The sequence below is a fragment of the Micromonospora palomenae genome (assembly GCF_007829925.1).
GTDB classification, from domain to species: domain Bacteria; phylum Actinomycetota; class Actinomycetes; order Mycobacteriales; family Micromonosporaceae; genus Micromonospora; species Micromonospora purpureochromogenes.
On record NZ_VIXA01000001.1, the window covers coordinates 2161487 to 2182160 of the forward strand.

Genomic DNA, 20674 nt, shown 5'->3' on the forward strand with positions numbered 1-20674 from the left:
TCGATGCGGTGGGGGGCCTTCGACCCGCTTGATTCAGTCCGGCCAGCGGCCGGTCAGCCGTCGTACGCCGACGGCGCCGCCGCGGTCCACCGCCGCCCGGACCACCGCGAAGATGGCGCCCTGCAACGCCGCCGCGGCCAGGATCTCGCCCCAGCCGCGGTCCTCGTCGGTCGCGCTCGGGGCCTCGCCGTCGCCGGCCGTCATCGTCCAGACCTGCCGGAAGATCGCCCCGGCGACCGTACCGGCGGCCAGCCCGAGCATCACCCCGACGGGCTTGTACGCGGCCCTGCCGATGCCCCTGCTCATCTGCGCCTCCCCCGGACGATCAGCAGCACGACCACCGCCGCCACGGCGCCGGCCGCCACCGTCGCCCACGGCGTCGGGTTGCGCCGGACCGCCGCACCCTTCTCCGACGCCTGTGCCCGCGCCACGTCCGCCTTCTGCGCCGCCTGCCCGCGCACCCGGGCGACGGTCTGCGCGGCCTGCTGGCGCATCCGCTCCTTCGCCTGGCCGGCGGACTCCCGCAGCCGGGCCTTCACGTCGGCCCTGGCGGCCAACAACTCCATCGTCTCGCCCAGCTCCACCCGGGTACGCCGGATCTCCTCGCGGAGCGCCTCGGCGTCGCCGGTCCCGTTGCCCGTCATGCCCGTCCCCTGTCCTTCACCGCGGCGGTGACGACGTCCACGTCCGCCCGGACGCTCTGCACCGTCGACGCCGGCACCGGGGGGACCGCCTGGCTGACCTGCTTCTTGCCCACCAGGGCGAGCACCCCGGCGACCAGGAAGAGCACCACCGCCACGATCAGGGCGGCCAGCCACGCCGGCATGACCAGGTCCAGCAGCAGCACCGCGGTGACGACCAGCGCGCCCAGCCCGTAGAAGGCCAGCGCCCCACCCCCGCCGAAGAGACCGATTCCGATCCCGGCGTGCTTGCCCTTCCGGGTCAACTCCGCCCGGGCCAGCGCCAACTCGTCCCGTACGAGGCGGGAGACCTGCTCGGTGGCCCGCTGCACCAGTTCGGCGGTGGACGGCTCGCTCCCGGTCCGGGACGTCTGTTGGTTCGCGACGTCAGCCATGCTGTCCTCCTTTCATCATCACCGCGCTGTATGCCCGGAGTCGCCGCCCGTCAATCCTGCGCGCAGTGACCAACCACATCTGACCGCAGGTGGACCCGCAACGTCCGGCGAAACGCGGAAGCCGGTACGACGAAGCACCCGCCGACGGCGCGCGGGCCGGTCGGCGGGTGCGGTGGGAGGGTGGTCAGCGGCGGGAGTCGGCGTGCTCGTCGGGGCCGACGAAGGCCTCGCTGCGGGCGTCGCCGTCGTGGCTGCCGCCGAAGACGCGGGCGTCGTCGGGCACCTCCGGCTCCTGGAGCCGGCGCACCGGCCGGCGGGGCTGCGCCCACTGCCAGGGCAGGGCGCCGGAGGCGTCGCCGATCTCGGTGCGGGTCCGGGGCAGGGCGGTGGGGCGGTGGTCCCGGATCCAGCCGACCAGGTGCTCGCGGACCAGGCAGCGCAGATCCCAGAGGCTGCCCGCGTCGGCGGCGCTGACCAGCGCCCGGACGGTGATCGTGCCGCCGGTCGCGTCGGTCACCTGGAGCACGCAGACCCGACCGTCCCACAGCTCGGTGCTCTCCACCAGGCGGCGCAGTTCCTCGCGCATCGCCTGCACCGGGACCGCCCAGTCCACCTCGAACTCGGCGGTGCCGAGGACGGCGGCCTCGGTGCGGGTCCAGTTCTGGAACGGCTTGCTGGTGAAGTACGAGGTGGGCAGGATCAGCCGGCGGTCGTCCCAGATCTGCACCACCACGTAGCTCAGGGTCAGCTCCTCGATCCGGCCCCACTCCCCCTCGACCACGACCACGTCGTCGAGGCGTACCGCGTCGCTGAAGGCGAGCTGGAGGCCGGCGATGACGTTGCCGAGCAGGCTCTGGGCGGCCAGCGCGGCGACCACACCCACCACACCGGCGGAGGTGAGCACCCCGGCGCCGATGCCGCGTACGGCGGGGAAGGTCATCAGCATCACGCCGACCGTCAGCACCACGATCACCGCGATGGTCAGCCGGCGCAGCAGCACCACCTGGGTACGGACCCGGCGGGCGTGGCGGTTGTTCGGCACGTCCACCCGGAACCGGGCCAGGGCGGTGTCCTCGATCGCAACCAGCAGCGCGGCGACCAGCCAGGCCACGGCGGCGACCACGGCCAGCACCAGGGCGTGCAGCACCACCTGCCGCCAGGGCGTGCCGACGGCGTACCCGGTGGTGAACCGGACCGCGAACTGGACGGCGAGGACGGTGCCGGCCACCTGGAACGGGCGGTGCGCGTGCTCGGTGAGCTCGGTCATCAGCAGCGAGCCCCGGCCGAACCGCCGGATCACCCGGTGCACCACCTCGACCAGCAACAGGGCGATCGCCGCCGCGGCAGCCGCGGCGGCGATCGTCTCCAGGTAGTCCTGCACGCTCTCTCCCTCCGGCCGGACTTCGGGCAAAAGCCCTATGGTGCCCGGTGGTTCCGGAATCGACCAGCTCAGACCTTGCGGTACCGGGACTGGAGGAAGCAGAACGTGCCGAAGGCGGCGATGCCGAGGGCGACCAGCACCAGCAGCGCCTGGCCGTAGGACTGGTCGCGCAGGGTGTGCAGCGCGGCGTCCAGGCCGCGGGCCTTCTCCGGGTCGTACTTCACCGCGGCGACGACGATCAGCACGCCGGCGATGCCGTACGCGACGCCCTTGGCGACGTACCCGGCGATGCCGAGCCGGCGGGCCAGGGTGCGGGCCTTCGGGCTCATCTCGCCGGTCTTGAGGTGCTTCTCGAAGCGCTTGACCAGGCCGTAGATCACCAGACCGACGCCGATCGCGGCGAGCACCAGCCCGGCCAGGCCGACCACCAGCCGGCCGCCGCCGGAGGTCATCAGCTTGCCGGTGAGCGCCTCCTGCTGGTCGGCGCTGTTGGAGCCGGCATCCTTGAAGACCTTGAAGGCGGTCCAGGCGAAGTAGAGGTAGACGATCGTCCGGCCGACGGAGGCGAGCCGCTCCCAGACGCGCTCCTTGCCCTGCTCGGCGCGGTGCCCGACGACCGCTTCCAGGCCCTGCCAGATGGCCATGGCCAGCAAGCCGATCGCGATCAGGGCGACCAGCGTCTTGCCCAGGGGCTGGGCGGCGATGGTCCGCAGCGCACCGGACTGGTCGCCGTTCTCACCGGGCTTGCCGAAGGCGATCTGCAGGGCGAGCCAGGCGAACAGCAGGTGCACGACCCCGTAGCCGATGAAACCGGCCCGGGCGAGGAGTTCCAGCCAGCGGCTGTCCGCGGTGCGGGCGGCGGTGGCTTCGGCGTTCCGGGTGAGAGACATGGCGCCACAATCTCCGGATGCGAAGATCCCCAAACGTGACGCGGCGCCGCCCGATACCCGTCAGCTGCTGGTGTTGCGCGCCACGCGGATCTTGACCTGCTGGTCGGTGACGCTGTCCAGGGTGACCGCGAAGCCGCCCACCTCGGTGGCCTGCTGGCCGACGGTGAGGGAGAGCTGCTCGCCGGCGACCTCGACGGTGACCTGGTCGCCCTGGGCCCCGATCAGCTTCGCCTCGACGCCGAGGATGTTCGCCTTGGCGTCGACGCCCCGGTCGAAGGTGACCGTGCAGGCGTCCAGGCCGCAGTCGGTGTCTGCTCCCTCGGAGCTGCAGCCGGCCAGTACGGCCACGCCGAGGGCCAGGCCGGCGAGCAGGCCGGCAACGCGGCGGGTGGGGGTGCGCGGGGAGGTAGCGGATCGCGTCGTCACGCGACCAAGGGTACGAGACGCCGACGACACCGGCACCGCCGCGTGATCATCAGGCGCCCGGGGCCGCGCGTTAGGGTCCGGTCATGCCGTTCGACATCGCCCGGACCCGGGCCGCCTACCCCGCCCTGACCGAGGGTTTCGCCCACTTCGACGGTGCCGGCGGCACCCAGACCCCGCAGTCGGTGATCGACGCGGTCAGCGGGGCGATGGGCACCGCGCTCGGCAACCGCACCCCCGCCTTCGCGCCCGGCCGCCGGTCGCTGGAGCTGGTCGACGCCGCCCGCGCCGCGGTGGCCGACCTGCTCGGCGCGGCGCCGCGCGGGGTGGTGCTCGGGCCGAGCGCGACCGCGCTGACGTACACGCTGGCCCGGACCCTGGGCGAGACCTGGCGCCCCGGCGACGAGGTGGTGGTCTCCCGGCTCGACCACGACGCGAACGTGCGGCCCTGGGTGCAGGCGGCCCTGGCGGCCGGCGCGACCGTGCGCTGGGCGGAGTTCGACCCGGCCACCGGTGAGCTGCCCGCCGGCCAGTACGCCGAGCTGGTCGGCGAGCGGACCCGGCTGGTCGCGGTGACCGCCGGCAGCAATGCCGTCGGCACGATGCCGGACGTGGCGGCCATTGCCAAGACCGCGCACGCGGCCGGGGCGCTGGTCTGCGTCGACGGGGTGCACTCGGTGCCGCACGGCCCGACCGATCTCGCCTCGACCGGCGCGGACTTCCTGGTCACCAGCGCCTACAAGTGGTCCGGCCCGCACCTGGCCGCGATGGTGGCCGACCCGGCCCGCTGGGAGTCGCTGCGCCCGGCCAAGCTGATCCCCTCCTCCGACGCGGTGCCCGACCGGTTCGAGGCCGGCACCCCGAGCTTCCCGCTGCTGGCCGGGGTGGCCGCCGCGGTGGACCACCTGGCCGGGCTGGACCCGACCGCCACCGGCGACCGACGGGAGCGGGTCCGGGCCGGGCTGGCCGCCGCCCAGGCGTACGAGGAGTCGCTCTTCGACCGGCTGCTGGCCGGGCTGGCCGACAACCCCGCGGTGACCGTGTACGGGTCCGCGGCGCGGCGCTGCCCGACGGTGTCGTTCCGGCTCGCCGGCTGGTCGCCGGCCGGGTTGGCGGCGGCGCTGGGCGAGGCGCGGCTCTGCCTCTCCTCCGGCGACTACTACGCCTACGAGTACTTCCGGGCGATGGGGCTTCGGGAGACCGGCGGCGCGGTCCGGGCCAGCGTCTACCACTACAACACCGCCGACGAGGTGGACCGGTTGCTCAGCGAACTGCACACCCTGGCCCGGCGGCGGGAGACAATGGGCCGGTGAGCTTCCTGGTCGAGGAGAACCCCGCCAAGCACCGCTTCGAGATCCTGGTCGACGACGCGCTGGCCGGCTTCACGGCGTACCTGCCGCGCGGCGAGGTGCGGATCTTCACCCACACCGAGGTGCGCCCGGAGTTCCAGGACATGGGGGTCGGCGCCGCGCTGGTCCGGGCCACCCTCGACCAGGTGCGCGAGCAGGGCGGCCGGTTGGTGCCGCAGTGCCCGTTCATGCGGGCGTACATCGAGCGGCACCCCGAGTACGCCGACCTGGTCTTCGAGCCGGCCTGACCGGCACCGTCCCGCCGCACCGGACGACGGTCGTCGCGCGGTGCGGCGGGGCGGAGTGGTCAGCGGGGGCCGGCGAGCAGTTCCGCGGCGGCCAGCGCGCCGGCCCGGGTGGCGCCGTGGGTCGCCACGTGCACCCGGCCGACGACCAGTTCGGGCACGCCCAGCTCGACCACGACCGCGTCCGGCCGGGCGGCGAGGGCCCGCTCGACGGCAGACCGCATCCAGTCGTGCCGGTGCAGGTCGCGGACGACCAGCACGACCGGCCGGCCGCCGGCCTCGGCCGTCGGGTCCGCCGGCACCTCCAACTCGGCGAACCGGGCGGTGGTGGTGCCGGGCCGCAGCGCGGCCAGCGGGGCGGCGATGCCCCAGGGGGTCTCCGGGCCGATGGCGATGTTGCGCGGCGGGGCGAACTCCACCACGTGGGCGGGGGCGACCAGCGGCAGGGCGGCGCTGGCGCCGCTGACCCGCAACGCCCGGCGCGCGGCGGCCAGGCCGACCGGCGAACCGTCGTGGGCCGGCACGGCCGCCGCCGGCCGGTCGGCGCGGGCGGCCACCGTCCAGGCGGCGAGCTGACCGACCCGCTTGGCCGCCTCGGCGAGCCGTTCCTCGGGCAGTTCCCCGGCCATGACGGCGGCGACGATGGCGTCGCGCAGATGGCGGGCGGCGTCCTCGTCGGCCCGTTCCCCGCCGACGCAGACCGCGTCGGCCCCGGCGGCGAGGGCGCGCACGGCGGCGCCGGCGAAGCCGTACCGGTCGGTGACCGCCCGCATCTCCACCGCGTCGGTGATCACCACGCCGGAGAAGCCCAGCTCCTCGCGGAGCAGGTCGCCGAGGATGCGGGGGCTGAGGGTGGCGGGCAGTTCCTCGTCGAGGGCCGGCACGAGCAGGTGCCCGGTCATCACGGCCTGCACCCCGGCCGCCACGGCGGCCCGGAACGGCACCAGCTCACCGGCGTCGAGGCGGGCCCGGCTGGCGTTGATGCGGGGCAGGTCGTGGTGCGAGTCGACCCGGGTGTCGCCGTGGCCGGGGAAGTGCTTGGCGCAGGCGGCGACGCCGGCGGACTGCAGGCCGCGTACCCAGGCGGCGGTGTGCCGGGCGACCAGCTCGGGGTCGGCGCCGAAGGACCGGACGCCGATCACCGGGTTGGCCGGGTTGTTGTTGACGTCGGCGTCCGGGGCGTAGTTGAGGGTGACGCCGAGCGCGGCGAGGTCGACGCCGAGGTCCCGGGCCACCTCCTCGGTCAGCGCCGGGTCGTCGACCGCGCCGAGGGCGAAGTTGCCCGGGCGGGAGCTGCCCAGCGCCGACTCGATCCGGGTGACGTCGCCGGCCTCCTCGTCGATGGCCACCAGCACGTCCGGGCGTTCGGCGCGCAGGGTCGCGGTGAGCGCGGCGAGCTGGCCGGGGTCGACGACGTTGCGGGCGAACAGGACCACCGAGCCGAGCCCCTCGCCGAGCCAGCGGCAGACCCAGTCGGGCGGGGTGGTGCCGACGAAACCGGGCTGCAGGACGGCGGCCGCCAGGCCCGCCAGGTTGCGCTCGCTCATGACGCCGTCGCCCGTCGGCCGGCGGCGTCCTGCGGCTCCGATGCGCTGTGCCCGATGATTCGCTCGCTCCGCTCGCTCATGCGGCCCCCGTACCCCCGTGTGGTCGTCCGACGGCCTCTCGCCGTCGCGGTGCTGCCATGGTCACACCGGGCCAGGAAATAGTCAATAAACCTTACTGTTACCGTCTGGCGCCCTCTGGAGCGGCGTGCGACAGTGCGGGAATGGATCTGTTGCCGCTCGCCGACGCCACCTCGCCGGCCGACGTCCCCGGCGTGCGCCTGCTCGGCGTGGTGGTCGGCGGCCTGCTGCTGCTCGCCGCCATCCGGGCCATGTTCGGCCGCCGCTGACTGATCCCCCGGGTCCGGGGTAGGGCATCCCTGGTCAGCAAGGCGCGACCGGCGCCGGGCGACGGCGAGGGGGAAAGATGAAGATCGGTTACTTCCTGTCCAGTGAGGAGTTCACCCCGGCGGAGCTGCTGGAGCAGGCGCGCGGCGCCGAACGGGCCGGCTTCGAGGCGCTGTGGATCTCGGACCACTACCACCCGTGGGTGGACGCGCAGGGGCAGAGCCCCTTCGTCTGGTCGACCATCGGCGCGCTCAGCCAGGTCTGCTCGCTGCCCGTCACCACCGCGGTGACCTGCCCGACCGTCCGCATCCACCCGGCGGTGCTGGCCCAGGCCGCAGCCACCAGCGCGGTCCTGCACTCCGGGCGCTTCGTGCTCGGCGTCGGCTCCGGCGAGGCGCTCAACGAGCACATCCTCGGCGACGCCTGGCCGCAGACCGACGTCCGGCTGGAGATGCTGGAGGAGGCGGTCGAGGTGATGCGCGAGCTGTGGCGTGGCGAGTTCGTCAACCACCACGGCAAGCACTACACCGTCGAGCACGCGCGGATCTACACGCTGCCCGACGCTCCCCCACCGGTCTACGTCTCCGGCTTCGGTCCCAAAGCCATCGACCTGGCCGCCCGGATCGGCGACGGCTACGTCAGCGTCATGCCCGACGCCGACATGGTCCGCCGGTTCCGGGAGAGCGGCGGCGGCGACAAGCCCTGCCAGGCCGGCTTCAAGGCGGCGTACGCCGACAGCGAGGAGGAGGGCGCGCGGCTGGCGTACGAGAAGTGGCCGAACGCCGGGGTGCCGGGCGAGCTGTCCCAGGTGCTGCCCTCCCCGCGCCACTTCGAGCAGGCCGCCCAGCTGGTCAAGCCGGAGATGATGAAGAAGTCGTTCGTCTGCGGCAACAGCGCCGACGCGCACCTGGAGATGATCGACCAGTACGCCAAGGCCGGCTTCGACGAGGTCTACGTGGCCAACACCGGCCCGCACAGCCAGGGCCTGTTCGACCTCTACCAGCGCGAGGTGCTGCCCCGCCTGCGCTGACCCGGGGCACCCCGGGCCGGTTCGGCGCCTCTCCCGGTCGATCGGCCGCCGTCGACGGTTTCGGCGCTGATCTCCTCGGGTACCTCCGGCCCTCGATGAAGCTGTCCATGCACTCGACGACGTTGCGCCGCGCGGCGCGGAGCCTCTTCGGCTGGAACGCGCTGCGGCCCAACCAACTCGCCGCCATGCGCGCGGTGATGAAGCGACGCGACGCCCTGGTGGTCCTGCCCACCGGCGCCGGCAAGTCGGCGATCTACCAGATCCCGGCCAGCCTGATCCCCGGACCGACGGTGGTGATCTCCCCGCTGCTGGCGCTGCAGCAGGACCAGATCGCCGCCCTCAACGAACGGCAGCGCCCCGAGCTGCGGGCGGTACGAATCAGCTCCGACGAGTCCCCGGCCCAGCAGGCCCAGGCGATCGAGGAGATCCGCGACGGCCGGGCCGAGTTCCTCTTCATCACCCCGGAGCAGCTCAGCAACCCCGACCGGATGGCCGAGGTCAGGGCACTGAAGCCGGCGCTGGTGGCAATCGACGAGGCGCACTGCATCTCGGCCTGGGGTCACGACTTCCGCCCCGACTACCTGGCGCTGGGCCACCTGATCGAGGGCATCGGCCGGCCGCCGGTGGTGGCCCTGACCGCCACCGCCTCACCCCCGGTGCGCGACGACATCATCGCCCGGCTGCGGCTGCGCGACCCGGAGGTGGTGGTCTCCGGGCTGGACCGGCCCAACCTCTTCGTGGAGGTCGCGCACTGCCCCACCGACGACTACCGGTGGCGGCGGCTGGTGGCGCTGCTGCGCGACGACCAACGCCCCGGCATCATCTACGTGCCGACCCGGCGGGCCGCCGAGGAGCTGGCCCAGCGGTTGACCGACGCCGGCTTCCCGTCGCAGTACTACCACGGCGGGATGCCCACCGGCGCCCGGCACGAGCTGCACGAGGCGTTCCTCGCCGACCAGGTGCCGATCATGGTGGCGACCTCGGCGTTCGGCATGGGCATCGACAAGCCGAACATCGCCTGGGTGGTGCACATGGCGCTGCCCGACTCGCCGGACAGCTACTTCCAGGAGATCGGCCGCGCCGGCCGGGACGGCGCGCCGGCCCGGGTGCTGCTGCTCTGGCGCGCCGAGGACGTCGGGCTGCAACGCTACTTCAGCGGCGGCCTGCCGGACTCCACCGAGCTGCGCGACCTGGCCGCGCTGCTGCGCACGGAGGCCCGGACCAAGAAGGAGTTGCGCGAGGTGACCGGACTCGGTCCGCGCAAGCTCGGCCAGTACCTGTCGCTGCTGGAGCAGATCGGCGCCGCCGAGCCGCGGGCCCGGCAGAAGATCGGCGCACCCCGCTACTCCCCGAAACCGGCCGACGCCGCCGCGGCGGCCCTGGCCGAGGCGGAACGGCAGCAGACCGTGACCCGGTCCCGCACCGACATGATGCGCGCCTTCGCCGAGACCACCGCCTGCCGGGGCCAGACGCTGCTGGCGTACTTCGGTGAGCAGATGTCGGAGGTCTGCGGGCACTGCGACAACTGCCACGCCGGCACCAGCACCGCCGACGACGGCGCGGTCGGGCCGTTCCCGGTGCACAGCCAGGTCCGCCACCCCGAGTGGGGGGCGGGACTGGTGCTCAACTACGAGGAGGACCGGATGACGGTGCTCTTCGACGAGGTCGGCTACAAGACGCTCTCCGTGCCCGTGGTGTCGGAGCAGGGCCTGCTGACGCTGGACTAGCCTGACCGGACACCGGGCGCAGACGCAACGAAACGAGAGGGGCTCAGTCGTGATCGAACAGCCGGCGTACACCGGGTTCGGGTTCTCCGACGAGGAGTGGGGGCTGCTGGTCGGCCTGCCGCAGGCGGTCCTGACCGCGGCCAGCGCCGCGGAGCACGACGGCAGCCGGCGCACCCGCGCGGAGAACGCCGCCGGGCTGGAGACCATCTCCGCCGGCCGCGAGTCGGCCAACCCGCTGGTCGCGGCGGTCGCCGGGGAGATCGTGTCCCGGGTGGGCGACCCGGAGGCCGGCGAGGAGCTGCCGGTCATCGAGCCGGCGGACCCGCAGGCTCTGATCGACGACGTGCTGGCCCGGGCCGGCCAGGCGTCGGCGCTGCTGGCCGCCCGGGTGGACGAGGGCGAGGCCGGGGCGTACAAGCTCTGGCTGGTGGAGATCGCCGAGCAGGTGGTCGGCGCCGCCGCGACCGGCGGCCTCCTCGGCCTCGGTGGCGACCAGGTCAGCGACTCGGAGCGGCGCTTCCGGGACCGGCTTTCGCACGTGCTCAACGACTGATCGGCCCCGCCTCGGATCCGCGCGCCCACCCGGTCGCGCGGATCCGTCGTCTCCGCGCTCTTCCCCCGGCAGGGCCGTCGTCGACAATGGGCCGGACACACGCGGAATCATGGAGGCGGGAAAGATGCTGGACCGGAACGTCATCGACACGGAGGCGCTGCCGCCGCGCGAGCGGTTCGGCATGTGGCTCGACCTCGTCGCCCGCACCGCCGCGCCGCTGCGGATGCGGTCCGCGCACGCCGACGACTTCACCGCCCGCGCCGAGATCATTCCCCTCGGCCCGATCCAGTTGGTGAACTACCGCTACCCGTCGCTGGACGCCGTACGGACCGCCAAGCTGGCCCGGCAGACCGAGGTGGACTACTTCCTGCTCGCCCTGACCACCACCGGCACCGGCGCGTCCGGGCAGGCCGGCCGGCAGAGCGTGATCGGGCCGAGCGAGTTCACCTTCTACGACGGGTCGCGCCCCCACCAGGTCAGCCACGAGGGTGCCCAGGGCGGGCAACAGCACGCCAGCTCCGTGGTGGCCCTGATCCCGTACGGCGCGCTACCGCTGCCCCCCGACCGGCTGGCTCCCCTGCTCGCCGGCCGGATGTCCGGCACCGAGGGGGTGGGCGCCCTGCTGGCCCAGTACCTCGTGCAGATCGCCGGTCATCCGGAGCAGTACCACGCGGCGGACGCCGACCGGCTCGGCACGACCGCGCTCGACCTGATCGTCACCATGCTCGGCCGGCACCTGGTCGCCGAGGACGCGGTGCCCCGGGAGGTACGCCGTCGGGCGCTGCTCGCGCAGGTGCGCGGCTACATCCAGCGGCACCTGGGCGACGTCACGCTGAGCCCGCAGTCGATCGCCCACGCGCACCACGTCTCCGTCCGGACCCTGCACCGGCTCTTCGAGACGGAGGAGACCACGGTGGCGTCGTACGTGCGCGACCTGCGCCTGGACCGGTGCCGCCGCGACCTCGCCGACCCGGCGCAGGCGCACCGGGCGATCCAGGCCGTCGCCACCCGCTGGGGCTTCGGTGACAAGGCGGTCTTCAGTCGCGCCTTCCGCGCCGCCTACGGGGAGACCCCGCAGGGGTACCGCGTGGCCCGGCGGGAACAGGCACGGATCGTCAACGACGCGGCATCCGTCGTCAACTCGACGTCGACATACTGAATCCGGATCGGCGGTCGGCAGGCCCGTGCCGGCCACCGGTAACGGGGGACCGTGGTGGCGCCCGTGACCTCCTTGTCACGGGCGGCCGCCCCGGTACCGCACGGACGGCCCGCCGCCGCCCGCCAGCCGGCCACACCGACCCCGGCCCCGTCGCTCTTCCCCCCAGGACCGACGACGGGGCCGGTCAGGCCTCCTCCAGCAACTCCAGGACCGTCCGCTCGGCCTCCGGCTTCGGGGTGTCCGGCCGGACCGGCGCCACCACCCCGTCGTGGTAGAGGTCGACCACCCGCGGGTCCACGTAGGACGTCCGGGCCACCGTGGGGGTGTTGCCCAGCAGCTCGGCGACCTCCTTCATCACCCCGGCGACCGCCTTCTTCCGGGCGGTGGCGGACCGCTGCACGCCCACGGTGGCCAGCTCCGTCGCCGCGAGCACCGTCGCGTGCCAGGTGCGGAAGTCCTTGGCCGTCATCTCGCCGCCGCTGGCGTCGCGCAGGTACTCGTTGACCTCGTCACTGCGCACGTCGCGCCACTGCTGCCCGTCCCAGTAGCCGAAGAGGCGGTCCTCCGCCCGCCGCCGCCGGCGCAGGTTGGTCAGCACCTGGCACAGCTCCTCGTCCTCGATCCGGCGGACCTGCTCGATGCCGCCCTTGGCGGGGAACTCGAAGACCACGCACCCGCCCCGGGAGCGGGCATGCTCGGGGCGCAGGGTGGAGACCCCGAAGGTGGCGTCCTCGCCGACCGCGTACTGGTCGTTGCCGACCCGGAACATCCCCATGTCCAGCAGCCGGGCGACGGTCGCCAGCACCCGGTCCCGGTTCAGGCCCCGCCGGCCCAGGTCGTCCGCGATCCGCGCGCGCAGCACCGGCAACCGGTGGGCGACCTCCAGCACGTGGTCGAACTTCGCCTCGTCGCGCTTGCGCCGCCACTCCGGGTGGTAGAGGTACTGCTTGCGGCCGGCCGCGTCGACGCCGGTCGCCTGGATGTGCCCGTTCGGGTACAGCGAGATCCAGACGTCCTGCCAGGCGGGCGGGATGACCAGCTCGCGCAGTCGGGACAGTTCCCCGGGGTCGCGGACCGGCTCGCCCCGGGGGTCGAGGAACACCCAGCCCTTGCCGGCCCGGCGGCGCCCGTACCCCGCCCGGCCCGGATCACTACGCCGCAATCGCACCGGAGACCCGCACCGCCTCTTCGGCCTCTTCCACCGCGGCCAGCACCCGGTCCACGGACAGGGCCGCCAACGTCGGGTGGCTTCCTACCCCGGGCCGGCCGGGCCAATCCCGCGCGCCGCTCCACAGCACCCGATGCCGGGGCCGGTCCGGCGGCGGACCCCACTCGGCCGGCGGGACCGGGCCGAAGAGCAGCACGGACGGGGTGGCGTAGGCGGTGGCGAGGTGGCCGACCCCGGTGTCGCCGCTGACCACCAGTCGGGCGTGGGCGACCAGCGCGGCCAGCTCACCCAGGTCGGTCCGGCCGGCCAGGACGGCGGGGTCGGGCAGACCCGCCCCGGCGGCCACCCGACGCGCCAGCTCCCGCTCGTCGGCCGAGCCGGTCACCACCACCCGGTGGCCGCGCTCGGCGAGGGTCCGGGCCAGCGCGGCGAAGCGCGCCGCCGGCCAGCGCTTCTCGGGAATCTTGCTGCCCGGGTGGACGACGGTGACCCCGGTCGGCGTCCGGTCCGCCGCCGGCCGGCGCAGGGCGAGGTCGCCGGGGTCGGCGGGGATGCCGTACCAGGCCAGCAGGCGGCACCAGCGGTGCACCTCGTGCTCCCCGGCGCGCCACCGCGGGCCGTCCGGGTGGCCGGCCTCGGGGCAGCGGAACGCCAGCAGCCGGCCCGCGCCGGCCAGCATCCGGTGCGAGTCGGGCCCGCGCCCGTGCAGGTTGGCCGCGACCGGCGGGGACGGCCACGGCGGGGAGCCCAGGCCGTCGGTGGGCAGCAGCCGGTCGACGCCGCCGACCAGGTCGACCAGCGGCCCGAGCCAGGCCGGCGCCGCCAGCGCCAGCTCCCGGTCGGGGTACGCGACCCGCAGGGCGCGCAGCGCCGGTACGGCCGTGGCCAGGTCGCCCACGCCGAGGGCGCGGAGCACGAGGATCACGGGTACGAGGTCTCCTGCTCGGCGCAGACCACCATCTCGCGGACCGCGCAGCCGGGCGGCTGGGAGAGGGCGAACATCACCGCGGCGGCGGTGTCGGCCGGGTCGTTGAGCTTGGCCTCCGGGCCGGGCCGGTACTGCGGATCACGCGCGTCGAAGAAGGCCGTGCGCATCCCGCCGGGGATCAGCAGCGTCACGTTCACCCGGCCGGCGAGCTCGGCGGCGAGCGCCCGGGTGAAGCCGACCACCCCGAACTTCGCCGCGCAGTACGCGGTGGCGTCGCTGACCGCCTTCACCCCGAGGGTGGACGCCACCGTGACGATCCCGCCCCGCGACGCCTCCAGGTACGGCAGCGCCGCGCGGACCACCGCCACCGTGGCGAGCAGGTCGACCGCGACGATCCGCTCCCAGGTCTCCCGGGGCACGTCGGCGAGCTTGCCGGGCACATCGGTGCCGGCGGCGGTGACCACCGCGTCGAGGCCGCCGGAGCGCTCGGCCAACTGCCGGGTGGCCTCCTCGGCGGCGCGGGTGTCGGCCAGGTCGCACTCGACCCAGGGCACCCCGTCACCGGGGCGCTGCCGGTCCAGCACCAGCGGCCGCCCGCCGGCCCGGGCCACCGCGGTGACCACCGCCGCGCCGAGCCCGCTCGATCCGCCGGTGACCAGGACGGTCGGGCCGGCACCCGGTGCACTGCTCATCGCGCTCCCTCCGCCGTCGGACGCTGCGCACCGGCGGCCCTGACGGCGCCGGTGGGTGCGGCGCGGTACGCCCCGGGGCGCTCGCCGCGGGCCGCCGCGATCATGTCGGTGGTGGAACGTCCGTCCAGGTACGGCACCACCACCGAGTGCCCGCCCCAGCGGCGCAGCGCCTCGGCCTCCGGCAGGCTCGCCGGGTCGCCGCCGCCGGTGGCGTAGTCGCCGCCCTTGACCCAGATGTCCGGGCGCAGCCAGCTCAGCACCGCGTCCGGGGTGGACTCGTCGAAGACCAGCACCGCGTCGACGCAGCTCAGCGCCGCGAGCAGCCGGCTGCGGTCGCCCTGCGGCACGACCGGGCGCTGCGGCCCCTTCAGCCCGGCGACGCTGGCGTCGGAGTTGAGGCAGACGATCAGGCAGTCGCCGAGCTGCCGGGCGGCCTGCAGGGTCGCCACGTGCCCGGCGTGCAGCAGGTCGAAGCAGCCGCCGGTGGCGACCACGGTGCCGCCGGCGGCGCGTACCTCGGCCACCACCGCACCGGCCGCGGCGGCCCCGATCCGCTCCCCGCCGCCGCCCAGTGGCACCGGCGCGGCGGCGCGGACCTCGGGCGGCAGCGCGGCCGCCACTCCCCCGCCGGCCACGTACGCCGACGCCTCCGCCACCGCCTCCTGCACCGCCTCGGAGACCAGCGCGCCCCGGGCCAGCGCGAGGCTGGCCGCCGAGGCGAACCGGTCCCCGGCCCCGCAGGTGTCCCCCTCGGCGTTCACCGGGGCGGCGACCACCAGCGGGGTGGCGCCGGCGTGACAGAGCAGCGCGCCGTCGCCGCCGAGCGTCACCGCCACCGCGCCGGCCCGCCACCGCTCGCGCAGCCCCTGCGCGCCCCGGGAGGCGGTGGCCAGCCGGGACGAGCCCGGCGGGACCTCGGTCAGGTCGCGCACCTCCGCCTCGTTCGGGGTGGCCAGGGTGACCCCGGGCACCGCCGCCGGTCCGCGCGGGTGCGGGTCCCAGACCACCGGCGCGCGGGTCGCGGCGAGCGCCGCGCGCAGCGCGGGCTGCCGGGCGACGCCCCGGCCGTAGTCGCTGACCAGCACGGCGGACGCCTCGGCGATCAGCCGGAGCACCGCCTCGCTGGGCGGCCCGGGGTCGGCGGCCGACCCACCCCGGTCGTGGCGCAGCAGCACCCGGCCGCGGGCCCGCAGCCGGATCTTCTCGGCGGTGGCGCCGGGCAGCGGCAGCGCGTACACCTGCACGCCGGCGGCGCTGAGCAGGCAGCTGAGCCGGGCGCCGCCGGCGTCGTCGGCGAGCGCCGTCACCAGCGCCACCTCGCCGGCGCCCTGGGCGGCGGCGAAGACCGCGGCCAGGCCGGCGCCGCCGGGGCGGTCGGCGTACGTCGTCTCGTCGAGCACGGGTACCGGTGAGTCCGGGCAGAGCCGGTTCACCACGCCCTCGACGTCGCGGTCCAGCAGGGTGTCGCCGATGACCACCAGGGGTCCCCGCACGGCCGGCCTCCTCATCCCGCCTCGACCCGCCGGTCGCCGCCGTCGAGCACCACCTCGACGCCGGTGCGCACCGGCGCGGTGGGCCGCTCGACGGGGGCCTGGCCGGCCGTCCCGGCCACCGCCAGCGCGGCCGGCAGGGCCCGGTCGACGTACTCGCAGAGCACGTGGGTGGAGACCAGGTGCAGCTCCTGCACCACCTGGCTCTCCGGCGAGGCGATGGCGAGCGTCTCGTGGCAGGCGTCGGCGAGCGGGTTGGGTGCCGGGCCGGTGAACGCCCAGCAGCGCAGCCCGACCTCCCGGCCGGCGCGGGCGGCGGCCAGCAGGTTGGCGCTGGCCCCGCTGGTGGACATCAGCAGCAGGATGTCGTTCTCCCGGCCGTGCGCGCGGACCTGGCGGGCGAAGACCTCGTCGTAGCCGTAGTCGTTGCCGATCGCGGTCATCGCGGAGGTCTCCGCGTGCAGCGCGATCGCCGACAGCGGCTGCCGGTCGTCGCGGAGCTTGCCGACCAGCTCGGCGGTGAGGTGCTGGGCCTCGGCCGCGCTGCCGCCGTTGCCGGCGACCAGCAGCCGGCCCCCGCCGGCCAGCGTGGCGGCCAGCTCGGTGCCCCAGCGGGCGAGCTGCTGCTCCGAGGACCGGAACGGCAGCAGCGCCTCGGCCAGCAGGGTGAGGTGCGCGTCCAACAGCCCGTCGGTGGCCGTGGTCATCAGGCGACCACCCGGGTCGGCCGGCGCACGGCGGCCACCTCGCCGTACAGCTCGGCCAGCCGCTCGGCGGTGGTCGACCAGGAGTAGCTGCGCCGGGCCCGTTGCAGCGCCGCGGTGGCGTACCCGAAGCGGCGGATCCGGTCGTCGAGCAGCCGCTGGATCGCCGTGCCCAGGGCCTGCGGGTCCCGGGCCGGGACCAGGTCCCCGGTCACCCCGTCGACCACGGTGTCCTTGATCCCGCCCACGGCGGTGCCGACGACGGGCACGCCGCAGGCCATCGCCTCCAGCGGGGTGAGCCCGAACGGCTCGTACCAGGGGGCGGCGACCAGCACGTCGGCGGAGCGGTACCAGCGCCCCATCTCCTCCCGGGGCACCGCGCCGACCAGCCTGACCCGGTCGGCCACCCCGCAGGTGGTGGCGAGGGCGCGCAGCCGGCGGGCGTACGGGTCGGTCTCCAGCAGGCCGGCCGGCGGGCCGCCCACCACCACGCACTCGGCGTCGGGCACCAGGGCCATCGCCCGGATCACCGTCTGGAAGCCCTTGCGTTCCACCAGCCGCCCGACGGTGAGGATCCGGGGCCGGTCGGGCTCCCGCTCGGCGGCCGGGCCGAGCGGGGCGAAGCTGGCGAGGTTGACCCCGGACGGCACGACGGTCATCCGCGAGCGCGGGACGCCGAGGCGGACCAGCTCGCCCACCTCGTCCTGGCACTGCGCGACCACCCGGTCGACCGCGCGGCCCAGCTCCCGCTCGTACGCGATCCGCCGCGCCGGGCTGGTGTCCTGCACGCCCTGGTAGCGCCGCTTGACCGTGCCGAGCGCGTGGTACGTCTGCACCACCGGCACCCCGGTCTGCCGGCTGGCGGCCAGCGCGGCGAGCCCGCTCATCCAGAAGTGCGCGTGGATCACCTCGGGCACCCAGTCGCCGCCGCGCCACCGTTCCACCAGCCAGCCGCTGAACTCCTTCATGTGCGGCAGCAGCGCGTCCTTGGCCAACGGCTCGGCCGGGCCGGCCGGCACGTGCACCACGTCGTACCCGTCCGGGGCGCGGACGGTGACCGGCAGGTCGACCGCGTCGCGTCGGGTGTAGACCCGGACGTCGTGCCCGGCGGCCGCCAGCGCGGCGGAGAGCTCCGCGACGTGGGTGTTCTGCCCACCGGCATCCTCACCGCCCAGGATGGCGAGCGGGCTGGCGTGCTCGGAGATCATCGCGATGCGCATACTTCCTCCTCCAGCAGGCGGTCCCAGTCGGCGAGGAAACGGTCCAGGCCGTAGCGGGCCCGGGCGGCGGTGCGCGCCTCGGCGCCGGCGCGGCGGGCCTCGTCGGGTTGCGTGACGAACCGCCCCGCGACCTCCAGCAGCGCGTCCACCCGGGTGGAGAGGGCGCCGGCCCCGGGCGGCACGGCCTCGACGGCCTCGGTGGTGGCCAGCGCGACGACCGGCATGCCCATCGTCATGGCCTCGATCAGGCTTAGCCCCAGCGACGTCCACCGGCACAGGTGCAGGTACGCCCGCCGCCGCGCCAGCTCGGCGTGCATCCGGTGCTGCGGCACGTCGTCGTGGCTGGCCAGCCGGTCGGCGGGAAGGCCGAGGTGCTCGGCGAGCCCGGCGACCTTCATCCCGAACACGTCCAGCGGGGCGATCTCGGCGAAGCGGGACAGCAGGTCGGTGCCGGTGACGCGCCAGCGGCGTACCGGCTCGTTGATGACGACGGCGAGCCGGTCCAGCTCCCCGGTCCACTGCACCGCCGGCGGGACCACCCCGTGCTCGACCACGGCGGTGCGGGTGCCGCCGTTGTCCCAGAACAGCTCGTTGAAGTGGGTGACGTGGGTGAGCAGCAGGTCGTCCCGGTCGGCCATCGGGTGGCGGGTGTTGGGCACGTCGCCCTTCGGGGTGTTGTGCTCGACGTAGATCGCCGGCAGGTCCCGGCCGGCCCGCCGGCCCAGCCAGTCGCAGGCCAGGTCCATCTCCTCGGGCCGTTGCAGCAGCACCACGTCGACCTCCTCCCGGCGCAGCTGCTGCGGCGTGACCTCCACGGCGCTGTCCGGCCAGGAATAGGTGCGGGCCCGGCCCAGCCCGTACGGGCCGCGGTCGGGGGTGACCGGCACCAGGTAGCGGTGCTTGCCGTGCACGAACGAGGTGGTCCAGGAGCCGTGCACGTGCCACACCAGGATGTTCATCGGGCGCTCCCGCCGCCGGCGATCACCGGATCGATGCCGACGGTGGCCGGCGCCGCGCCCGGCGGGGGCGCGTCGGCGGGTACCCCGAGCAGGCGTACCGCCGCCAGGACGTGGTCCGGCTCGACGGTGGACAGGCAGGGGTGGCCGGGCACCGGGCAGCGGGTGGCCCGGGTGTCCCGGCAGGGCGCGGCGGCGTCGCCGAGGCGCACCGCCGGCACCCGGTACGGCCCCCACTGTCCGAACGGGACGGTGGGGGCGAAGAGGCTCACCACCGGTACGCCCAGCGCGGCGGCCAGGTGCGCCGGGCCGGTGTTGCCGACCACCAGCGCGCCGGCGTCGGCCAGCACGGCGGCGAGATCCGCCAGACCGGTCCACCCGCCCAGGTCGACGCCGGTGTCGCCGGCCACCCGGGCGGTCAGCTCCGTCTCGTCCGGGCCGCCGGTGACCGCCACCCGGTGGCCGGCCGCGGTGAGCACCCGGACGATCCGGGCGGCCAGCTCGGGCGGGCAGGCCCGGGTCGGCACCGCCGAGCCGGGGTGCAGCACCACGTAGCCGGGGCGGCCGACGCGGGCCGGCGCGGGCGGCAGGCCGTCGGTGCGGACGCGCAGCGCCGGGTCGTCGGCGGCCGGGAGCGGGAAGCCGGCGGCCGCGGCCAGCGAGAGCGCCCGCTCGGGCTCGGGCAGCCCGTCGGGGACCCGGTGCCGGACGTCCAGCAGCGCGCCCGGGTAGTCGTCGCTGATCGCGCTGACCCGGGGCACGCCGGCCATCCGCAGCAGCAGCGCGAGCGGCAGCGGTGACTGGTGGAAGGAGGTGAAGACCACCGCCTCGTCGGCGCGCACCCCGGCGAGGCGGTCGGTGAGCCGGCGGATGTCGTCCGGGTCGACCGGGGCGGGGTCGCCGTCGATCCAGGGCAGCGGCCATTCGACGAGTTCGTCGACGCCGGGCAGCAGGGCGGCGGCGTGCCGACCGCGTGGCCCGTGCAGCAGGACGACCCGGTCGGCGCCGGCGGCGACGGCGCGGACGGCCGGGCCGGTGACCAGCACGTCGCCGGCGGAGTCGCTGCGGACGACCAGCACGGTGCCGGACCGGCGGGGCGCGCTCGGGCGCAGCGCGGCCTGCCGCCGTAGGATCTCCTCGATGGCCGCCGGCAGGTCGCGGGCGACGTGCGGGGCGGCGGCCACCTCCTCGGGCCGGGTGACCGGGGTGGGGACCAGCAGGCCGGTGGCGCCGGCGGCGAGCGCGGCGGTCATGTCCCGGCCGATGTCACCGACCAGCACGCACCGGGCGGGCGTGGTGCCCAGCGCGGCCGCGGCCCGGTGGACCAGGCCGGGGGCGGGTTTGCGGCAGGAGCAGCCGTCGCCGTCGTCGTGCGGGCAGACCTGCCAGGTGTCGAACGGGCCGAGCAGTGCCTCGATCCGGGCGTGCACCGCCCGCATCTGCGCGGCGGTGAACATCCCCTTGGCCAGCCCGGACTGGTTGGTCACCACGCCGAGGCGCAGGCCGGCAGCGCGCAGCCGGTCCAGCGCCGCCCGCGCGCCCGGCATCGGCCGCACCTTCTCCGGGTCACCGTTGTACGGCACGTCCTCGACCAGGGTGCCGTCCCGGTCCAGCAGCACCGCGTCGAACAGGACCGGCCGGATCACGGCCCGGTCGACGGCCGGGTCGACCCGGCCTGACCTGCGCTGATCCGGCTCCATCTGGTCCCGTCGCACGGGCGGCGGGTTCCCGGAGCCCCGGGGAGTAAACATCATCTACCCGGCGGTACGGCTCGTCGCCGTCCCGGCCGCGC

Annotated in this window: 22 protein-coding genes; 7 read left to right on the top strand and 15 right to left on the bottom strand. The window is 75.3% G+C overall.

Annotated elements, in window-relative coordinates; genetic code table 11:
• Positions 1-33: 33 nt before the first annotated feature.
• From FHX75_RS09775 to FHX75_RS09800, 6 genes are all read right to left on the bottom strand, one after another.
• Positions 34-306 (bottom strand): DUF4235 domain-containing protein, encoded by a 273-nt coding sequence (locus FHX75_RS09775; RefSeq protein ID WP_154938246.1) that lies wholly within the window; start codon positions 304-306, stop codon positions 34-36.
• Positions 303-644: a DUF3618 domain-containing protein gene (locus FHX75_RS09780; RefSeq protein ID WP_154938248.1), complete on the bottom strand. Its 342-nt coding sequence runs from the start codon at positions 642-644 to the stop codon at positions 303-305. Before FHX75_RS09780 ends, FHX75_RS09775 begins: the two co-directional genes overlap by 4 nt.
• Complete coding sequence (locus FHX75_RS09785; protein ID WP_154938250.1) at positions 641-1075, bottom strand: phage holin family protein; 435 nt, start codon at positions 1073-1075, stop codon at positions 641-643. The genes FHX75_RS09780 and FHX75_RS09785 overlap by 4 nt, the downstream gene beginning before the upstream one ends.
• A gap of 184 nt (positions 1076-1259) precedes the next feature.
• Positions 1260-2456 carry a mechanosensitive ion channel family protein gene (locus FHX75_RS09790; RefSeq protein ID WP_154938252.1) on the bottom strand — a complete coding sequence of 399 codons (1197 nt, stop codon included), beginning with the start codon at positions 2454-2456 and terminating at the stop codon, positions 1260-1262.
• 68 nt (positions 2457-2524) lie between these two features.
• Positions 2525-3346 (bottom strand): DUF1206 domain-containing protein, encoded by an 822-nt coding sequence (locus tag FHX75_RS09795; protein ID WP_154938254.1) that lies wholly within the window; start codon positions 3344-3346, stop codon positions 2525-2527.
• Positions 3347-3406: 60 nt separating this feature from the next.
• A complete protein-coding gene (locus FHX75_RS09800; protein WP_154938256.1) occupies positions 3407-3772 on the bottom strand; it encodes a hypothetical protein in 366 nt (121 codons plus the stop codon).
• Between the two features lie 83 nt (positions 3773-3855).
• On the opposite strand from FHX75_RS09800, the gene FHX75_RS09805 reads away from it, so the two are divergent.
• The gene (locus FHX75_RS09805; RefSeq protein WP_154938258.1) at positions 3856-5082 is read left to right on the top strand and encodes a cysteine desulfurase-like protein; all 1227 of its coding nucleotides are present in this window, start codon (positions 3856-3858) and stop codon (positions 5080-5082) included.
• Positions 5079-5366: a GNAT family N-acetyltransferase gene (locus FHX75_RS09810; protein ID WP_154938260.1), complete on the top strand. Its 288-nt coding sequence runs from the start codon at positions 5079-5081 to the stop codon at positions 5364-5366. The genes FHX75_RS09805 and FHX75_RS09810 overlap by 4 nt, the downstream gene beginning before the upstream one ends.
• Before the next feature lie 59 nt (positions 5367-5425).
• On the opposite strand, the gene FHX75_RS09815 is transcribed toward FHX75_RS09810, so the two are convergent.
• A complete protein-coding gene (locus FHX75_RS09815; RefSeq protein WP_154938262.1) occupies positions 5426-6910 on the bottom strand; it encodes a glycoside hydrolase family 3 protein in 1485 nt (494 codons plus the stop codon).
• Positions 6911-7131: 221 nt separating this feature from the next.
• Between FHX75_RS09815 and FHX75_RS31955 the strand changes: the two genes are divergently transcribed.
• The 5 genes from FHX75_RS31955 (at position 7132) to FHX75_RS09835 (ending at position 11724) form a co-directional block, all read left to right on the top strand.
• Positions 7132-7257, top strand: coding sequence for a hypothetical protein (locus FHX75_RS31955; RefSeq protein WP_255541416.1), 126 nt, complete (start codon positions 7132-7134; stop codon positions 7255-7257).
• A 77-nt stretch (positions 7258-7334) separates the two neighbouring features.
• Entirely contained in the window at positions 7335-8285 is a 951-nt protein-coding gene (locus FHX75_RS09820) for a TIGR03557 family F420-dependent LLM class oxidoreductase (protein WP_154938264.1), read from the top strand.
• 95 nt (positions 8286-8380) lie between these two features.
• Positions 8381-10012 carry a RecQ family ATP-dependent DNA helicase gene (locus FHX75_RS09825; RefSeq protein WP_154938266.1) on the top strand — a complete coding sequence of 544 codons (1632 nt, stop codon included), beginning with the start codon at positions 8381-8383 and terminating at the stop codon, positions 10010-10012.
• A 49-nt stretch (positions 10013-10061) separates the two neighbouring features.
• On the top strand, positions 10062-10565 hold the full coding sequence (locus FHX75_RS09830; RefSeq protein WP_154938268.1) for a hypothetical protein: 504 nt from the start codon (positions 10062-10064) through the stop codon (positions 10563-10565).
• A 109-nt stretch (positions 10566-10674) separates the two neighbouring features.
• Positions 10675-11724 carry an AraC-like ligand-binding domain-containing protein gene (locus FHX75_RS09835; protein WP_246157817.1) on the top strand — a complete coding sequence of 350 codons (1050 nt, stop codon included), beginning with the start codon at positions 10675-10677 and terminating at the stop codon, positions 11722-11724.
• Positions 11725-11908: 184 nt separating this feature from the next.
• Here the strand turns inward: FHX75_RS09835 and FHX75_RS09840 are convergent, their stop codons facing one another.
• From FHX75_RS09840 to FHX75_RS09875, 8 genes are read right to left on the bottom strand one after another with little or no spacing between them, the layout of a single operon-like run.
• A complete protein-coding gene (locus FHX75_RS09840; RefSeq protein ID WP_154938270.1) occupies positions 11909-12892 on the bottom strand; it encodes a DNA topoisomerase IB in 984 nt (327 codons plus the stop codon).
• Positions 12876-13817, bottom strand: coding sequence for a glycosyltransferase family 9 protein (locus tag FHX75_RS09845; protein WP_154938272.1), 942 nt, complete (start codon positions 13815-13817; stop codon positions 12876-12878). Before FHX75_RS09845 ends, FHX75_RS09840 begins: the two co-directional genes overlap by 17 nt.
• Positions 13814-14512 (bottom strand): SDR family oxidoreductase, encoded by a 699-nt coding sequence (locus tag FHX75_RS09850; protein ID WP_154938274.1) that lies wholly within the window; start codon positions 14510-14512, stop codon positions 13814-13816. Before FHX75_RS09850 ends, FHX75_RS09845 begins: the two co-directional genes overlap by 4 nt.
• The gene (locus FHX75_RS09855; RefSeq protein WP_154938276.1) at positions 14509-16005 is read right to left on the bottom strand and encodes a PfkB family carbohydrate kinase; all 1497 of its coding nucleotides are present in this window, start codon (positions 16003-16005) and stop codon (positions 14509-14511) included. The genes FHX75_RS09850 and FHX75_RS09855 overlap by 4 nt, the downstream gene beginning before the upstream one ends.
• A gap of 11 nt (positions 16006-16016) precedes the next feature.
• Complete coding sequence (locus FHX75_RS09860; RefSeq protein WP_154938278.1) at positions 16017-16709, bottom strand: D-sedoheptulose-7-phosphate isomerase; 693 nt, start codon at positions 16707-16709, stop codon at positions 16017-16019.
• Complete coding sequence (locus FHX75_RS09865) at positions 16709-17926, bottom strand: glycosyltransferase (RefSeq protein ID WP_154938280.1); 1218 nt, start codon at positions 17924-17926, stop codon at positions 16709-16711. Before FHX75_RS09865 ends, FHX75_RS09860 begins: the two co-directional genes overlap by 1 nt.
• Entirely contained in the window at positions 17911-18885 is a 975-nt protein-coding gene (locus tag FHX75_RS09870) for a glycosyltransferase (protein WP_154938282.1), read from the bottom strand. The genes FHX75_RS09865 and FHX75_RS09870 overlap by 16 nt, the downstream gene beginning before the upstream one ends.
• Positions 18882-20582 (bottom strand): HAD-IIIA family hydrolase, encoded by a 1701-nt coding sequence (locus FHX75_RS09875; protein ID WP_246157896.1) that lies wholly within the window; start codon positions 20580-20582, stop codon positions 18882-18884. The genes FHX75_RS09870 and FHX75_RS09875 overlap by 4 nt, the downstream gene beginning before the upstream one ends.
• Positions 20583-20674 lie beyond the last annotated feature (92 nt).

Coding starts and splice junctions, on each gene's coding strand:
- FHX75_RS09775 (WP_154938246.1), bottom strand. CDS start 306: ATGAGCAGGGGCATCGGCAGGGCCGCGTACAAGCCCGTCGGGGTGATG.
- FHX75_RS09780 (WP_154938248.1), bottom strand. CDS start 644: ATGACGGGCAACGGGACCGGCGACGCCGAGGCGCTCCGCGAGGAGATC.
- FHX75_RS09785 (WP_154938250.1), bottom strand. CDS start 1,075: ATGGCTGACGTCGCGAACCAACAGACGTCCCGGACCGGGAGCGAGCCG.
- FHX75_RS09795 (WP_154938254.1), bottom strand. CDS start 3,346: ATGTCTCTCACCCGGAACGCCGAAGCCACCGCCGCCCGCACCGCGGAC.
- FHX75_RS09805 (WP_154938258.1), top strand. CDS start 3,856: ATGCCGTTCGACATCGCCCGGACCCGGGCCGCCTACCCCGCCCTGACC.
- FHX75_RS09815 (WP_154938262.1), bottom strand. CDS start 6,910: ATGAGCGAGCGCAACCTGGCGGGCCTGGCGGCCGCCGTCCTGCAGCCC.
- FHX75_RS31955 (WP_255541416.1), top strand. CDS start 7,132: ATGGATCTGTTGCCGCTCGCCGACGCCACCTCGCCGGCCGACGTCCCC.
- FHX75_RS09820 (WP_154938264.1), top strand. CDS start 7,335: ATGAAGATCGGTTACTTCCTGTCCAGTGAGGAGTTCACCCCGGCGGAG.
- FHX75_RS09825 (WP_154938266.1), top strand. CDS start 8,381: ATGAAGCTGTCCATGCACTCGACGACGTTGCGCCGCGCGGCGCGGAGC.
- FHX75_RS09835 (WP_246157817.1), top strand. CDS start 10,675: ATGGAGGCGGGAAAGATGCTGGACCGGAACGTCATCGACACGGAGGCG.
- FHX75_RS09850 (WP_154938274.1), bottom strand. CDS start 14,512: ATGAGCAGTGCACCGGGTGCCGGCCCGACCGTCCTGGTCACCGGCGGA.
- FHX75_RS09860 (WP_154938278.1), bottom strand. CDS start 16,709: ATGACCACGGCCACCGACGGGCTGTTGGACGCGCACCTCACCCTGCTG.
- FHX75_RS09865 (WP_154938280.1), bottom strand. CDS start 17,926: ATGCGCATCGCGATGATCTCCGAGCACGCCAGCCCGCTCGCCATCCTG.
- FHX75_RS09870 (WP_154938282.1), bottom strand. CDS start 18,885: ATGAACATCCTGGTGTGGCACGTGCACGGCTCCTGGACCACCTCGTTC.
- FHX75_RS09875 (WP_246157896.1), bottom strand. CDS start 20,582: ATGGAGCCGGATCAGCGCAGGTCAGGCCGGGTCGACCCGGCCGTCGAC.